At 69.5% G+C, this 14,483-nt stretch carries 15 protein-coding genes; 10 read left to right on the forward strand and 5 right to left on the reverse strand.

The annotated features are described in order from the left end of the window. Positions 1-95: 95 nt before the first annotated feature. From LX88_RS14085 to LX88_RS14095, 3 genes are read right to left on the reverse strand one after another with little or no spacing between them, the layout of a single operon-like run. Positions 96-1,493 (reverse strand): GntP family permease, encoded by a 1,398-nt coding sequence (locus LX88_RS14085; protein ID WP_258948192.1) that lies wholly within the window; start codon positions 1,491-1,493, stop codon positions 96-98. Continuing rightward, positions 1,490-3,073 (reverse strand): N-acyl-D-amino-acid deacylase family protein, encoded by a 1,584-nt coding sequence (locus LX88_RS14090; protein WP_258948193.1) that lies wholly within the window; start codon positions 3,071-3,073, stop codon positions 1,490-1,492. The genes LX88_RS14085 and LX88_RS14090 overlap by 4 nt, the downstream gene beginning before the upstream one ends. 13 nt (positions 3,074-3,086) lie before the next feature. Continuing rightward, positions 3,087-4,379, reverse strand: a complete 1,293-nt coding sequence (locus LX88_RS14095; RefSeq protein ID WP_258948194.1) for an amino acid deaminase — start codon at positions 4,377-4,379, stop codon at positions 3,087-3,089. Between the two features lie 85 nt (positions 4,380-4,464). Here LX88_RS14095 and LX88_RS14100 point away from each other — a divergent pair, with 85 nt between their 5' ends. The 5 genes from LX88_RS14100 (at position 4,465) to LX88_RS14120 (ending at position 8,005) form a co-directional block, all read left to right on the forward strand. Next, the gene (locus LX88_RS14100) at positions 4,465-5,430 is read left to right on the forward strand and encodes a sugar kinase (RefSeq protein WP_258948195.1); all 966 of its coding nucleotides are present in this window, start codon (positions 4,465-4,467) and stop codon (positions 5,428-5,430) included. Further along, positions 5,431-6,177, forward strand: a complete 747-nt coding sequence (locus tag LX88_RS14105; protein ID WP_258948196.1) for an IclR family transcriptional regulator — start codon at positions 5,431-5,433, stop codon at positions 6,175-6,177. Positions 6,178-6,188: 11 nt separating this feature from the next. Continuing rightward, positions 6,189-6,569, forward strand: a complete 381-nt coding sequence (locus LX88_RS14110) for a RidA family protein (RefSeq protein WP_030481733.1) — start codon at positions 6,189-6,191, stop codon at positions 6,567-6,569. A 126-nt stretch (positions 6,570-6,695) separates the two neighbouring features. Then, on the forward strand, positions 6,696-7,352 hold the full coding sequence (locus tag LX88_RS14115) for a hypothetical protein (protein ID WP_258948197.1): 657 nt from the start codon (positions 6,696-6,698) through the stop codon (positions 7,350-7,352). Beyond that, the gene (locus LX88_RS14120; RefSeq protein ID WP_258948198.1) at positions 7,349-8,005 is read left to right on the forward strand and encodes a hypothetical protein; all 657 of its coding nucleotides are present in this window, start codon (positions 7,349-7,351) and stop codon (positions 8,003-8,005) included. The genes LX88_RS14115 and LX88_RS14120 overlap by 4 nt, the downstream gene beginning before the upstream one ends. Here the strand turns inward: LX88_RS14120 and LX88_RS14125 are convergent. Then, positions 7,999-8,340, reverse strand: coding sequence for a DUF1844 domain-containing protein (locus tag LX88_RS14125; RefSeq protein WP_090067916.1), 342 nt, complete (start codon positions 8,338-8,340; stop codon positions 7,999-8,001). The two genes, LX88_RS14120 and LX88_RS14125, sit on opposite strands and share 7 nt — an antisense overlap. A 298-nt stretch (positions 8,341-8,638) precedes the next feature. Between LX88_RS14125 and infC the strand changes: the two genes are divergently transcribed. From infC to LX88_RS14150, 5 genes are all read left to right on the forward strand, one after another. Beyond that, positions 8,639-9,250: a translation initiation factor IF-3 gene (gene infC / locus LX88_RS14130; protein ID WP_258948199.1), complete on the forward strand. Its 612-nt coding sequence runs from the start codon at positions 8,639-8,641 to the stop codon at positions 9,248-9,250. A 50-nt stretch (positions 9,251-9,300) separates the two neighbouring features. Next, positions 9,301-9,495 carry a 50S ribosomal protein L35 gene (gene rpmI, locus LX88_RS14135; RefSeq protein ID WP_258948200.1) on the forward strand — a complete coding sequence of 65 codons (195 nt, stop codon included), beginning with the start codon at positions 9,301-9,303 and terminating at the stop codon, positions 9,493-9,495. A 91-nt stretch (positions 9,496-9,586) separates the two neighbouring features. Then, positions 9,587-9,976 (forward strand): 50S ribosomal protein L20, encoded by a 390-nt coding sequence (gene rplT / locus LX88_RS14140; protein ID WP_090067920.1) that lies wholly within the window; start codon positions 9,587-9,589, stop codon positions 9,974-9,976. Next, positions 9,973-10,815, forward strand: a complete 843-nt coding sequence (locus LX88_RS14145; protein ID WP_090068041.1) for a TrmH family RNA methyltransferase — start codon at positions 9,973-9,975, stop codon at positions 10,813-10,815. Before rplT ends, LX88_RS14145 begins: the two co-directional genes overlap by 4 nt. A gap of 37 nt (positions 10,816-10,852) precedes the next feature. Further along, the gene (locus LX88_RS14150; RefSeq protein ID WP_258948201.1) at positions 10,853-11,731 is read left to right on the forward strand and encodes a S41 family peptidase; all 879 of its coding nucleotides are present in this window, start codon (positions 10,853-10,855) and stop codon (positions 11,729-11,731) included. 49 nt (positions 11,732-11,780) lie between these two features. Here LX88_RS14150 and LX88_RS14155 read toward each other — a convergent pair whose 3' ends face one another. Then, positions 11,781-14,483, reverse strand: coding sequence for a tetratricopeptide repeat protein (locus LX88_RS14155; protein WP_258948202.1), 2,703 nt, complete (start codon positions 14,481-14,483; stop codon positions 11,781-11,783).

Genomic DNA, 14,483 nt, shown 5'->3' on the forward strand with positions numbered 1-14,483 from the left:
GGCCCCGTCCACATCAAACACAAATGAACATTGCGCCGATCCTCAGATGCAGGCGGGGTGTTGTCAAGCGTTGGGGAATGTTGAGTTCTGTCTGATCAGACGACCAGACTGAGCACCGCGGCGACCACGAAACCGACCACCGAGAGGATGGTCTCGAGGACCGTCCACGACTGCAGCGTCTCCTTCACCGACAGCCCGAAGTACCGCGACACGATCCAGAACCCGCCGTCGTTGACGTGCGAGGCGATGATCGAACCGGACGCGATGGCCATGACGACCAGCGCGAGCTGCGGCTGCGAGTAGTCCAGGTCCGCCAGCACCGGTGCCACGATGCCCGCGGTCGTCACGATCGCGACCGTCGCCGAACCCTGCGCGATGCGGATGACGCAGCTGATCACGTACGCCAGTGCGATCACCGGCAGGCCGATGCCGGACAGTTCGGTCGCCAGCGTCTTGCCGATGCCCGTCGCGGCCAGCACGGCGCCGAAGAAGCCACCGGCACCGACCACGAGCAGGATCATCGCGACCGGCTTCAGCGAGGCGGCGGACAGTTCCGCGACCTTCTCCCGCGTCATGCCGCGCCGGAAACCCAGCAGCCAGAACGCGAGCAGCACCGAGATCGTCAACGCCACCGCGGGCGTGCCGAAGAACGTCGCCACCGAGTACAGGCGCGTGCCCTTGGTCAGCAGGATCGAGCCGAACGTGCCGGCGAGGATCAGCACCAGGGGCAGGCCGATGATCGAGAGCACCAGGCCGAGCGACGGCGGTTCGCGGCCGCCGTTGTCCTCACGCGCCGCCTCGGCCGCCGCCAGCATCTCCTCCGGCACCGGCACGTTGATGCGCTTGCCGATCCAGTACGAGTACAGGACACCGCCGACGAACCACGACGGCAGTGCCACGGCGAGACCCATGATGATGATCCAGCCGAGCGACACGCCCAGCAGACCGGCCGCCGCCACTGGTCCCGGGTGCGGTGGCATGAACGCGTGCATGACCGAAAGGCCTGCCAGCAAAGGCATGCTGAACAGCACGATCGACTTGCCGCTGCGCTTGGCCGCCACGTAGACGAGCGGTGCGAGCACGAAGATGCCGATGTCGAAGAAGACCGGCACACCGAAGATCAGGCCCGCGAGACCGATCGCGACCGGTGCCTTCTTCTCGCCGAACGCGTTCATCAGCTTGTCCATCAGGACCTGCGCGCCACCGGACGCCTCGAGGATCGCGCCCAGCAGCGTGCCGAGACCGATGATCGCGGCGATGTGCCCGAGGATCGAGCCGAAGCCCTTCTCCAGCAACGAGTCCGAGGCCTTCTGCGCCGACCCGACCAGTTGCTCCACCGGCACGCCGGCCAGGAGGGCGACCAGCAGCGCCACGACGATCAGCGCGATGAACGGCTCGACCTTGAACTTGATGATCAGTAGCAGCAGCACCGCGATGCTGACTACCGCGAGGGTGAGCAAGCCCCCTGTTGAGTGTTGCAACCAGTCGATCACGGGCGGCTCCTGAGTGAATGGCCTGGCAATGAGCCGGTGGCGGTTCCGTCGTCGATCACCGTCACCCCGTTGCAGAACACGTACGGGATGCCGGCGGCCTGCTGTCGCGGCTCGTCGAACGTCGCCGTGTCGGCGATCGTCGTGGGGTCGAACAGCACCAGGTCGGCCGCGTAGCCCTCGCGGACCAGACCTCGGTCGGTGAGCCGCAAACGCTTGGCCGCGCGGCCGGTGAGGTGCTCGACGCACTCCTCCAGGCTCAGCACGCCCAGTTCGCGGACGTAGCGCGCGAAGTACCGGGGGAACGTGCCCCACGCGCGCGGATGTGGCCGGTCGCCGACCAGCAGCCCGTCGCTGCCGCCGGTGTGCGCCGGATGCTTCATGATCGCCTGCACGTTCTCCTCGTGCCCCACGTGCATGAGGCACGAGGTACCCATCCGCTCGTCGACCAACACGTCGAAGTACAGCTCGCCCGGCGCGCGTCCCAGCCGGGTCGCCGACCGGAGCACGCTGGAGCCGACGAGGTGCGCGTTGCGCTCGTTGCGGACGCCGTTGATCTCGATGGAGTCCCAGTCGACCGGCACGCCGTGGCAGCCGTCCGACCCGGTCTCCTCGATCTCGGCCCGGATGCGCTCGCGGGTGTCCACATCGGACAACCTCGCCAGCGCCCTCTCCGGCCCGCCTTCGGTGGCCCACGAAGGCAGCAGCGCACTCAGATAGGTCGCGCCCGGCAGGTACGGGTAGGTGTCGAGCGAGATGTCGGCACCGTTCGCCATGGCGTCGTCCAGCAACGCCAGCAGTTCCGGTGCCTTGCCCTTGTTGACCGGGAAGTTCATCGTCGCGTGCGCGAGGTGCAGCGCGCAGCCCGAGCGCTTCGAGACGTCCACCATCTCGGCGTAGGCCTCCAACGCGCCGGCGCCGTAGCTGCGGTGGTGCGGGCTGTAGAAGCCGTTGTGCTGCCCGACCACCTCGCAGAGCCGTACGAGCTCGGACGTGTCCGCGTACATGCCCGGCGTGTAGGTGAGCCCGGACGACATGCCCATCGCGCCCTCGGCGAGCGACTGCGCGAGAACGGACCTCATCGTGTCCATTTCGGACTCGGTCGGCGGCCGGTCGTCCCAGCCGACGACGAGCATCCGCAGCGTTCCCTGCGGCACGAGGTACGCGGCGTTCACCGCGATGCCCTGGTCGAGCCGGTCGAGGTACTCGCCGACCGAACGCCAGTTCCAGTCGAAGCCCGGCGGGTCGTCGTTCCACCCGGCGAGCTGGCCGCGCAACGTCGCGAGCACCTCGTCGTCCACCGGCGCGTACGACAGGCCGTCCTGGCCGAGCACCTCGGTCGTGACGCCCTGCGAGACCTTCGCCAGGTGGTCGGGCTCGGCGAGGACCCGCAGGTCCGAGTGCGAGTGCATGTCGATGAACCCCGGCGCGAGCACCAGCCCGTCCGCGTCGATCGACCGCGTGGCGCTCACCCCGTTCCCGATGGACGAGATGACGCCGTCCTTGATCCCCACATCCGCCTGGTAGGCGGGTGCGCCGGTGCCGTCGGCGATCAGTGGTCCGCGCAGGACGACGTCGTCCATCGGTGCACTCCTTCTAGAAGTAGGTGCGGATCAGGTCGACCACGGTCGTGCCCTGCACGACCGGGATCAGCTGCCACTTGTCGAACACCGTGCAGGGGTGCGACAGGCCGAGACCGATCCAGTCGCCGACGCGGACCGTGGCCTCGGGGCCCAACTGGAGGAACGCGTGCTGGTCGTTCAGCGCGGTGATCCTCGCCCCCGTCAGCGGGGCGATCGCGCCGTCGCCGCGGCGGACGAGCTGAGGTTCCGGCAGGCCCTCGTCGAACGACGCGTCGCGCTTGCCGATCGTCAGCAACGCCAGGTCGCGCTGCGGCCGTGACGTCACCTGGGCCCAGGCCCGCAGGGCCGGGCGGAACGGCTCCACGCCGCCGATCCGCGCGAACGGCGAGATGCCGCGGTAGAAGCCGTCGTCGTGCGTGATGTACGCACCGCTGCGCAGCACCGGTGTCACCGGCATCGGCCACGGCTGCGACAGCGTCGTCGCGACCTGGTCGAAGTACGCGCTGCCGCCCGCGGTGACGATCACCGTGTCCAGCTCGTCGAGCAGTCCGGCGTCGGCCAGGCGCAGCACGAGCGCGCGCAGGTCGGTCAGGTAGCGGTCCACGATGGACTGCGACGACTCGGACGCGTCGTGCGCGAGCGCGCCCTCGTAACCGCCGGCGCCCACCAGTCGCAGCACCGGGCTCTGGGCCACCGCCCGCGCGACGCCCAGCGCCGTCTCCAGGTCGCGCGCGCCCGTCCGGCCGCCGGGGGCACCGAGCTCGACCAGCACGTCGACCGGCCGTGACGGCTGGAGCTCCTGCAGCGTCTCGCTCATCAGCGCGACCCCGGCCTCGGAGTCGGCCCAGCAGCTGAACTCGAAGCCGGGGTCCCGGTCGAGCTCGCGGACCAGCCAGCGCAGCGCGGCGGGGTCGAGCAGCTGGTTCGCCAGGAGGATCCGGTTCACCCCGAACGCCCGGTAGACCCGCAGCTGCGACGCGTTGGCCGCGGTGAGGCCCCAGACGCCGTGCTCGATCTGCCGCTGGAACAGCTGCGGCGCCATCGTGGTCTTGCCGTGCGGCGCCAGCTTGACGCCGTGGTTGTCGCACCACTTCGCCATCGTCGTCAGGTTGTGCGCCAGCGCGTCCTCGTCCAGCACGACGAACGGCCCGACGAACTCGTCGCCGAACAGGTCGAGGCGCCGGCCGGCGACTTCACCGATCGTCGACCCGAACGTGCTCGACGGCAGGCCCTTGAAGCGCCAGCTGACCTGTTCCGACCGGATGTCCTCGACGGCTGCGAGGTCCATCTCCATCAGTTGTTGCATATTTTGCAACTCCCATTGCGCGATGTGATGCTGAGTTGTGTAGCATTCGGTCTCGCCGCCGTCAACGAACACCTCTGGAGCGCGCATGCGGTTCGATCACGTCGGCGGTGTCGTGTGTCTCGGCGAGACCATGGTGATGATGGTTCCGGCTGAACCCGGTCCCGTGCATCTGGTGCGAACCTGGCACAGGGCCGTCGGTGGCGCCGAGTCCAACGTCGCCGTGCACCTGACGCGCCTCGGCGTCCGGTCGTCGTGGGTCAGCGCTGTGGGCGACGACTCGTTCGGGCTGGCGGTGCTCGACGCGGTGGGCGGCTTCGGCGTCGACGTGTCCCGCGTCCGGATCGACCCGGCGCGCCCGACCGGCCTCTACGTCAAGGAGGCCTCGCCGCACGGCAGTCCGGTGCGCTACTACCGGCGCGGCTCGGCGGCCTCGGGCATGGGGCTGGAGATGATCGACCGGCTCGGTCTCGGCGAGGTCGGGCTGGTGCACCTCAGCGGGATCACGGCCGCCCTGTCCGACTCGTGCCTCGCGATGATGCGCGAGCTGCTGCGCCGGCCGCGGCACGGGTTCCGGATCTCGTTCGACCTGAACTGGCGGCCCGCGCTGTGGACCGAGCGCGACCCGCGCGTGCTGCGGGAGCTCGCCGACATGGCGGACGTCGTGCTGGCGGGCTCCGACGAGGCGGAACTCGTGTGGGGCACGGGTGACCCCGCCCGGTTGCGGAAGCTGCTGCCCGGCCCGTCGTCGCTCGTGGTCAAGCAGGGGGCGGACGGTGCGACGCTGCTGGAAGGTGGTGCGTCGTACTTCGAACCGGCGCTGGAAGTCGAGGTCGTGGAACCCGTCGGCGCGGGCGACGCGTTCGCCGCGGGCTTCCTCGCGGCCACCTTGGCGGGGGAGTCGCCATCGGTGCGGCTGCGCGCCGGGCACCTGCAGGCGGCGACCGCTTTGCTCACCGCCGAGGACGTCGGAGATCCTTTGCCGGACGACGTGACGGTTCCGCTGCTGCACGCCGACCCGCAGACCTGGGCGTCCGCCCGCCTGGAGGTGTGAATGAGCCAGAGTCTCGACAGAGCGCTCACCCTGGTGAGCCAGCTCGCGACGGGCCCGAAGACGCTGGACGAGCTGTCCGGTGTGATCGGCGTCCACAAGTCCACGACGCTGCGGTTGCTGCGCACGCTCGAGTCGCACCGCTTCGTGCAGCGCGACGGCGTGCACCACTACCGCCTCGGCACGGCGCTGTTCGACCTCGCCAACCGAGCCCTGGAGGAACGCGACGTCCGCCGCGCCGCCGAGCCCGCGTTGCGCGACCTCAACTCCCGTCTCGGCCACACCGTCCACCTCGCGTCCTACGAGGACGGTGAGGTGATCTACATCGACAAGTACGAGTCCAGGCACCAGATGCGCATGTACTCGCGCATCGGGCGCCGCGCACCGTTGCACTGCACGGCCGTGGCGAAGATCCTGCTGGCCGACCTGCCGGGGCCAACGCTGCAGAAGGTGGTGTCCGGCATGGAGTTCCCGCGCCTGACCGAGAACACCATCCTCGGCCCGGCCGCGTACTTCGCCGAACTGGACCGCGTGCGCGCCCAGGGTTACGCCGTCGACAACTCCGAGCACGAGGACTTCATCCACTGCATCGCCGCCCCGATCAAGGGCGCGCGGGGCGAGGTGCTCGCGGCCGTGTCGATGTCGGTGCCGAAGGTGCTGCTCGACTACGACGGCCTGCTCTCGCACCTGCCGGACCTGCTCGCCACCGCCGAAGCTGCATCAGTCGAATGCGGTTATGTTCCAAGATAAGGGGAATTACGTTGTCCAAGGTTGAGATCAAGACCGCTGACGCTCCGCAGCCGGTGGCCCGCTTCTCGCAGGGTGTGCGCAAGGGCAACATCCTGCAGGTGGCCGGACAGGTCGCGTTCGACCCGAAGTCGGGCGAGATCGTCGGCACCACCGTCGCCGAGCAGACGCGCCAGACGTTCGCGAACCTGCACGCCGTCCTCGCCGCCGGTGGCGCGTCCATCGACGACGTCGTGATGATCCGCGTCTACCTCACCGACACCGCGCACTTCGCGGAGCTGAACGAGGTCTACGGCGAGTTCGTCACCGACCCGGCACCCGCCCGCACGACCGTCTACGTAGGACTCCCGGCCGGTCTGCTCGTGGAGATCGACGCGCTGGCCGTCGTCGACTGATCGTCGGTGTGGAAGCGGCCCCGGCGGAGCGATCCGCCGGGGCCGTTGCCGTGCTGCCGGCTCAGCGCCGGGGAGCGGCTCACCGAGGAGCGCCCACGTTGTGGTGGCACCGCTGAAGGACGGGCCGTGCTGAGGGAGCGAGCGGCACCCGCTCCCTGGGACGTGCACGCCTCGCATGGCACGATCCGCACCATGAAGTGGTACGCGGACAGACCGGCGAGGTTCACGCGTCAGTTGGTGGCCGACCTCCTCGCTGTCGGCTGGGTCGGGCTCTGGATCTGGGTGGCCACCACCGTCCACGACTGGGTCCTGGAACTCAGGGCCCCGGGAGACGGCCTGGTCAACGCGGGCGGCGACATCCGCGACGTCTTCACCAACGCGGCAGCCAAAGCCAGGGGTGTGCCCTTCGTGGGCGAGGACCTGGCGGGTGCGCTGGGCAACGGCACCAAGGCCGGCGAAACCCTGACCAGCGCGGGCAACGCGCAGATCAGCGTGGTCCAGGACAGTGCTTTCTGGCTTGCCACCGCCATCGTTGTCATCCCGGTCCTGTTCCTGCTCATCACCTGGCTGCCGGTCCGCCTGCGGTACGCGCGCAAGGCGGCGAACACCGCACGGCTGCGCGGCATGCCCGACCTGCTGGCCCTGAGAGCGCTCACAAGCCTCAGCCCCCGGCAGTTGAGCAAGTTCGACGGTGACCCGGCCGTGGCGTGGCGGACGGGGGACACGGACGTGATCGACGAGCTGGCGCGGCGTCAGCTGGCCTCGGTGGGGGTGAAGGCATGATCGCGATCGCTGTGATCGCCGCGGTGGTGGCGATGTGCGCCATGGCCGTCGCACTGTGGCAGGCGCGCGAGGCAAAGCACGCGCAGACGGCCGCGCAGGAGGCGCAGAACGCCGCGGGCAGGGCCCAGGAGGAGGCGCAGGCCGCGCGCAAGGCCGTTGAGCAGGCCACGGCCAGTGCGTTCCAGGCCAAGAACGCCACCGAGGAGGCCAAGAAGGCGGCGATGAAGGCCGAGGAGGCCGTGGGGAAGGCCGCCGAAGAGGCCGCGGCGTCCCGGATGCTGGCGGACGAAGCGCAGTTCACCGCGCAGCAGGCGACGGCGCAGATCAACGAGATCACCGAGCTCATCGCGGTCGAGCGCAGCAAGCGGGGCATGCCGACGTTCGCGATCACGCCCGGCGCGCCGGACGAGTTTCGGCTCAGCTACTTCGGCGGGCCCGCCGTCATCGAGCAGCTCACCGTGTCGGTGGTGCCGGGATCACGGGTGCTCGGGCTCTCGCAGTACGACGAACCGCCCGCCGAGCACCTCGAGCTCGGGCCGCTCCACAACGGCTCCGCCATCACCTTCCGGGCCGCCACCGGACAACGGTCCAGTGCGGTCTTCCAGGTCAGGGCGGAGCCGTGGGAGCCGGTCGTCGTGCGAGCGGATCAGTAGACGGGACCGGTGAACTTCTCGCCGGGGCCCTGGCCGGGCTCGTCGGGCACGGCCGAGGCCTCGCGGAACGCGCGCTGCACCGACTGCAGGCCGTCCTTCAGCGGGGCGGCGTGCGGGCCGAGGTACTCGGAGGTCGCCGTGACCAGGCCGGCGAGGCCGGTGATCAGGCGGCGGGCCTCGTCGAGGTCGCGGCGCGGGGAGTTGTCGGGGTCCGGGTCGGCGAGGCCCAGGCGCTCCGCGGCGGCGGACAGCAGCATCACCGCGGCCCGGCTGATCACCTCGATGCTGGGGACATCGCCCAGGTCACGGATGCTGTCTTCAAGCGGATCGGTCACGCCCCATTCAAGCAAGCCGCCGGGGAGGGCCTGCGTCACAGGCCCGCGATGCGGGGGTTGACAAGAGCGTCTGCTAGTATTTCGGACGCGACCAGCTCTCGTTAGTGCGAGAGCGGCAAGTGGAGCCCCGCTCCCACCCGCGTTCACCGCTTCTTGAGGTGGCCGGGTCCGGTCCTCCAGGCGACAGGCACACGGGTGCTGGTTGTTCTGAGGTGCGATCGGTCGGAAGCGGGCCCCTTCACCGGGAGACGGTGACGGGGCTCTTGTTTTTGGCGCAACCGAGTCTCAAAGGACGTGAATGACAAGTCCCTCGAACCGCGGTGCACCCGTCAGCACCGAGCCGCGCATCAACGACCGCATCCGGGTGCCGGAAGTTCGTCTGGTCGGGCCGAATGGTGAGCAGGTCGGGATCGTTCGCATCGAGGACGCGCTCCGACTCGCGCAGGAAGCGGATCTCGACCTCGTCGAGGTCGCCGCTCAGGCTCGCCCGCCGGTCTGCAAGCTCATGGACTACGGCAAGTTCAAGTACGAGACCGCGCAGAAGGCTCGCGAGTCGCGTCGGAACCAGCAGCTGACGGTCATCAAGGAGCAGAAGCTCCGCCCGAAGATCGACCCGCACGACTACCTGACGAAGAAGGGCCACGTGGCCCGCTTCCTCTCGCACGGGAACAAGGTCAAGGTGACCATCATGTTCCGCGGTCGCGAGCAGTCGCGCCCCGAACTCGGGTACAGGCTTCTGCAGAAGCTGGCGGAGGACGTCGCGGAGCTCGGCTTCGTCGAGTCGAACCCCAAGCAGGACGGTCGCAACATGATCATGGTGTTGGCGCCGCACAAGAACATCAAGCCGCGCGTGGTCAAGCAGGACGACGACGCGACCGAGGCGGACGACACCGCTTCGGAAGAGGCATAGGACGCACGCCCGCCCCCGATCCCGGTGGGTAGCACGAGACGAGGACGGAAATGCCGAAGAACAAGACGCACAGCGGGACCTCGAAGCGCTTCAAGGTCACGGGCAGCGGCAAGATCCTCCGGGAGAAGGCCGGCAAGCGCCATATCCTGGAGAAGAAGTCCAGCAAGGTGACGCGTCGCATGAGCGGCACCGCGGTCGTGTCGGACCACGACGCCCCGCGCATCAAGAAGCTGCTCGGTCTCTGACCCGCTTCGACACCCCTTAGCTAACTCGGGAACCGTTAGCGCCGAACATTCCGGCGAACTCCGGTTCCCATGAGATCGACAGGATGTACCCGTGGCACGCGTCAAGCGGGCTGTAAACGCCCAGAAGAAGCGTCGTACCGTTCTCGAACTGGCCAGCGGTTACCGCGGCCAGCGCTCGAGGCTGTACCGCAAGGCCAAGGAGCAGGTGCTCCACTCGCTCAACTACGCGTACCGCGACCGCCGTGCGCGCAAGGGCGACTTCCGCAAGCTGTGGATCCAGCGCATCAACGCTGCTTCCCGTGCGAACGGCATGACCTACAACCGCCTCATCCAGGGCCTGCGCCTGGGCGGTGTCGAGGTCGACCGCAAGATCCTCGCGGACCTCGCCGTCCACGACGCCACCGCCTTCACGGCGCTCGTCGAGATCGCCCGCAAGGCGCTCCCGGCCGACGTGAACGCTCCTGCCGGGGACCAGGCCTGAGCCAGCACCCTCGCGACAGCAACCGACCCGAGGCAGATCCGTTCACCGAACGGACACCTCGGGTCGTTGCTGCTCGCCACCTGACCCGCCGCCAGGGCCGCGACAAGGCAGGTCGCTTCCTCGTCGAGGGCGCCCAGGCCGTGCGCGAGGCACTCGCCTGGCAGGGCGGCGAGGTGCACGAACTCTTCGTCACGGCGCCGGCCGCGGAACGCAACACCGAACTGCTCCAGAGCGCCTCCGAGCGGGGCATCCGGATCAGCGAGGTCACCGTCAAGGCCGCCGAGTCGCTGTCGGAAACCGTGACGCCCCAAGGCATCGTCGCCGTGTGCGACGCGGTCCCGCAGTCGCTCGAAGCCGCGCTGCAGGGCACCCCACGGCTCGTCGCCGTGCTCCACGGCGTCTCCGACCCCGGCAACGCGGGCACCGTCACGCGCGTGGCCGACGCTGCCGGAGCGGACGCGGTGATCTTCGCGGGCGACACGGTCGACCCGCACAACGGCAAGTGCGTGCGCGCCTCCACCGGCTCGCTCTTCCACCTGCCGATCGCCCGTTCCCGCGACGCCGACGAGGTCTTCGCCGCCTGCCGCCAGGCCGGGCTGAGGCTCGTGGCCGCCGACGGCTACGCGAAGCAGGACCTGGTCGAGGCATCGGCGAACGGCGAACTCGAGCAGCCCACCGCGTGGGTCTTCGGCAGCGAGGCGCACGGCCTGCCCGACGACGTCATCGCGAAGCTGGACACCTCGCTGAAGGTGCCGCTGTACGGCGCCGCCGAGAGCCTGAACCTCGCGACGGCCGCCGCGGTGTGCCTCTACGCCTCCGCGCGGGACCAGCGGAATTGAGCTGACGGACGCCGGGCGCGCCGCTACTGTGCGCCCCGTGCGCGAACCAGAGATCGAAGTCCTGTGCTCCCAGCTCGCCTCCTACTACGTCTTCCCGGACACGGCCAACGAGATCGCGAAGGTCGTCCGGGCCCGTCTCGACGAGGGTGCGTACTCCGATGTGGACGATGAGGAGTTCGCGGCCAGGGTGACCGCGGACCTGCAGAGCGTCAACGGCGACAAGCACCTCCGCCTGCTCTACAGCGCCGAAGAGGTCCCCGAGACCGGCCAGGAGTCGGCCTGGGACCCGGTGGCCTACAAGAAGGAAGCCGAGCTCGACGCGTTCGGCATCCACCGGATCGAGCGGCTCGAAGGCAACGTCGGCCTGCTCGAGATCCGCCTGCTGCACGACGCCGAGATCGCCACGCCGGCCTACGTCGCCGCGATGAACCTCGTCGCGCACACGAACGCGTTGATCCTCGACCTGCGTGAGAACCGCGGTGGCGACCCGCACACGGTCGCGTTGATCTGCAGCTACCTGTTCGACGAACCCGTGCACCTCAACGACATCTACAACCGTCCTGAAGACTCCACCCACCAGTTCTGGACGCTGCCGCACGTGCCGGGCCCGAAGTTCGGCGGCACGAAGCCCGTCTACGTCCTCACCAGCGCCCGCACGTTCTCCGGTGGGGAGGAACTGAGCTACAACCTCCAGCAGAACGAGCGCGCCACCCTCATCGGCGAGACCACCAGGGGCGGCGCCCACCCCGGCGACCGCTACCGGGTCGGCCCGCACCTCAAGTCCGCGGTTCCCAACGGCCGCGCCGTCAACCCGATCTCCGGCACCAACTGGGAGGGCGTCGGAGTGGTCCCGCACATCGAGGTGCCCGCCGAGAAGGCGTTCGAGGTCGCCTACGAGAAGGCATTGTCTTGTTGATGAGGGGAACTTTCATAAACCTGAGGTTTATGAAAGCTCCCCTCATCAACTAGTCCAGCCGAGCGGTCAGCTCGCGCACCAGCGGATCGGTGCCGGACGGCTTGTTCTGGCGCCGCAACGCCTCCGACAACATCGAGAGCACGTTCCCGGCCTGGTTGTCGTCGGGCAGCAGCGATGCCGCCCGGCGTGCCTCGGCTTCCGCTCCCGCCGCGTCGTCGGCGATGAGCAGCACGTGCGCCGCCTTCAGCACGACGAACACCCGCCAGCCCTCGTCGCCCAGCGACACCACCAGTGCCTCGGCGTCGCGGTACTGCTTCATCGCCAGCGCGAACTCACCGGCCTGGCCGTGCACCCACGCGCGGATGGCGGCGATCTCGGCCTGGCGCCGGGTGATCTCCGCCGGTTCGTCCAGCGACGGCAGCAACGCCTCGGCGTCGTCCACGGCGGCCCTGGTCTCGGTGATCTCGTCGTCGGGCAGGCTCGACGCCAGCTCGACCAGCGAGCCGATCGCCTCCGAGAGGTTGCCCTCCTGCTGCCACAACGCGGCACCGGCGCGCCAGGACGCGATGGCCTCGTCGTGCTTGTCCAACTGGCCCTGCACGGAAGCGAGCGCGTCGAGCAGGAACGCCCGGCGCCCCGTCTCCTCGGGCGGCAGCAGTTCGGCCGCCTCGCGCAGGTACCGCTCGGCCGCCGGGAGCTCACCCAGCTTGCGGCACACCTGGCCGAGCCGGAACACCACCTGCAGCCGCAGGTCCTCCTGGCCTTCCTGCAGCAGCCGCAACGACTCCTCCAGGACCTCGGCTGCCTCGACGAACCGGTCCGTCTGCACGTAGCCGCCGCTCAGCGCGAAGCAGAAGTGCGCGGTGTGGCCGGGGGAGAGGTGCACGCGGGAGATCGCCACGGCCTCGCGCAGATCGCCCAGGCAGGCCCCTTCCTGGTCCAGTTCCTGGATCGCCGCGACCTGGTACCAGCGCGCCTCCGCGGATTCCGGCAGCGGGAACGCCGCCACGAACTCCCGTGCCGTCGCCACCGCCTCGGGAACCTTGCGCAGCAACGTCTCCAGCCGCAACCGCAGCCGGAAGCCCTCGAACCGGGCGTTCAACGGGATGTCGCCCGCCATGACCGCCAGGACGTCCGCGTACGCGCCTTCGAGGTCCTGCTGCCGCGCCTTGTGCTCGGCCGTCTCGACCGCGACCCGGCCGCGCAGCTCCGGAACGTCCAAAGAGGACGCCAGCGCGATCATCTCGTTCGCCTGCTCGTGCGCGTGCGCGTCGTCGTACAGCTCGGCCAGCGACAGTGCCGCAACCGTTCGCGTGTAGTCCGTCGCCGCCTCGGCCAGGCACCGCTCGGCGAGCGCCTGGCCGTCCGGGAGCCCCATCGCGAGCCGCGCCTGGTAGCGCAGCGCGAGGTCGGCGGGCAGCGCCGTCAGCAGCTCGTCGAACGCCGCCGGGTCGAACGGCACGAGCCCGGTCGTCATCCGCCGGATGCCCGCGTGCGCGGCGAGGCCGGGCGGCAGCAACGAGTCCATGTCCGCGGGCAGCGAGTCGAGCATCCGCCGCGCCTTCACGAAGTCGCCCTGCTCGTACAGCGTCACCATCGACTCGGCGATCTCCACCGGGTCGCCGAACACGACGGACTCCTCGGCGGGAGCGGTGACCGGCGCGGCCGGCACGGCGAGCTCCACCGCCGGGTAGTCCTTCTGCTCCAGCGACTTCGTGATCCGCTCGAGCCACGCCGGCGTGCCGTTGCGCTCGTCGAACTGCTTGGCGAGCTGCAGAGCCCGCTTCGACAGCCGGTCGAGGAGCTCGGCGGCCGTCCGCGAACCGACCGCGGGGACCTCGAACACGGTGTCGGCCGGAAGGCGCTGCAACAGCACGGAAGCGCACTCCGCGAACGACATCTCGTCGGCCGGCAGCTGCACGCCCGTCACCTTGTGCAGCGAGCGGCGCAGGATGTCCTCGCCGCGCGCGAGGTTGCCCGTCAGCGCGCAGAACCGGATGTGCTCGTGCACGTACGAGGTGATCTCGTCGTCCTTGATCAACCGGTACGCCGTGGTGTGCGCGTGCGCGGCCTTCTCGAGCTCGCCGATTTCCAGCAACGGCCACAGCAGCGCGGACAGGATGCCCTGCGGCTGGGTGGCGCAGCCGGAGTCGCCGGACAGGCCCTCCCAGCCGTGCGCGGCGGCCTCCTGGTGGCGGCCGAGGCGCGCCAGCATCCAGACCTGCTCCTCGATCACGCAGGCCTCGCAGTCCGCCATCGGCCCGCGTTCCGTTGCGAGGTAACGCCCGAGCTGCTCGGCGAGGCCCGTCATGTCACCGACGTGGTAGGCGTACTCGGCGCGGGCGCCGTGCACCGGCTGCACCGAGAAACCGAGCTTGCCGTAGCGGTCCGCGAGCTGGCCGATCACGGCCTGCAGCTGTTCCAGCGAGAACTTCGGGTCGCGGCGCAGCCCGGTCGCGATCCACTTGTGCGCCCAGTTCAGCGAGTGGACCTCGTACTCGTTGAACGCCTCGGGGTCCTTCTCCTCGGCGGCCCGCACCCATGCGAACGGCGCGAGCATCAGGTCGTAGCGCGACAGGTAGTACGCCGAGTCGATCAGCGCCGTGCGGCACGAGACGCCGAGCGGCAGGTGCCCGAGCGCGTCGGACATGCGCGCGGCCCGTTCCAGCGCCTCGTGCTTCGGCATGCCCGTGGGCATGTTGTACGCCTCCAGGAACGCGCGCTCCGCGTCCTCGGCGGTGAAGTCGGCCAT

The sequence above is a fragment of the Lentzea californiensis genome, from assembly GCF_024648825.1.
In the GTDB taxonomy this organism is placed as follows: domain Bacteria; phylum Actinomycetota; class Actinomycetes; order Mycobacteriales; family Pseudonocardiaceae; genus Lentzea; species Lentzea californiensis.

What these genes read in the sequence shown, in the direction of transcription:
- LX88_RS14095 (WP_258948194.1), bottom strand. Translation starts at nt 4,379, where the DNA reads ATGCAACAACTGATGGAGATGGACCTCGCAGCCGTCGAGGACATCCGG.
- rpmI (WP_258948200.1), top strand. Translation starts at nt 9,301, where the DNA reads ATGCCGAAGAACAAGACGCACAGCGGGACCTCGAAGCGCTTCAAGGTC.
- LX88_RS14090 (WP_258948193.1), bottom strand. Translation starts at nt 3,073, where the DNA reads ATGGACGACGTCGTCCTGCGCGGACCACTGATCGCCGACGGCACCGGC.
- LX88_RS14155 (WP_258948202.1), bottom strand. Translation starts at nt 14,483, where the DNA reads ATGGCCGACTTCACCGCCGAGGACGCGGAGCGCGCGTTCCTGGAGGCG.
- infC (WP_258948199.1), top strand. Translation starts at nt 8,639, where the DNA reads ATGACAAGTCCCTCGAACCGCGGTGCACCCGTCAGCACCGAGCCGCGC.
- LX88_RS14120 (WP_258948198.1), top strand. Translation starts at nt 7,349, where the DNA reads ATGATCGCGATCGCTGTGATCGCCGCGGTGGTGGCGATGTGCGCCATG.
- LX88_RS14105 (WP_258948196.1), top strand. Translation starts at nt 5,431, where the DNA reads ATGAGCCAGAGTCTCGACAGAGCGCTCACCCTGGTGAGCCAGCTCGCG.
- LX88_RS14100 (WP_258948195.1), top strand. Translation starts at nt 4,465, where the DNA reads ATGCGGTTCGATCACGTCGGCGGTGTCGTGTGTCTCGGCGAGACCATG.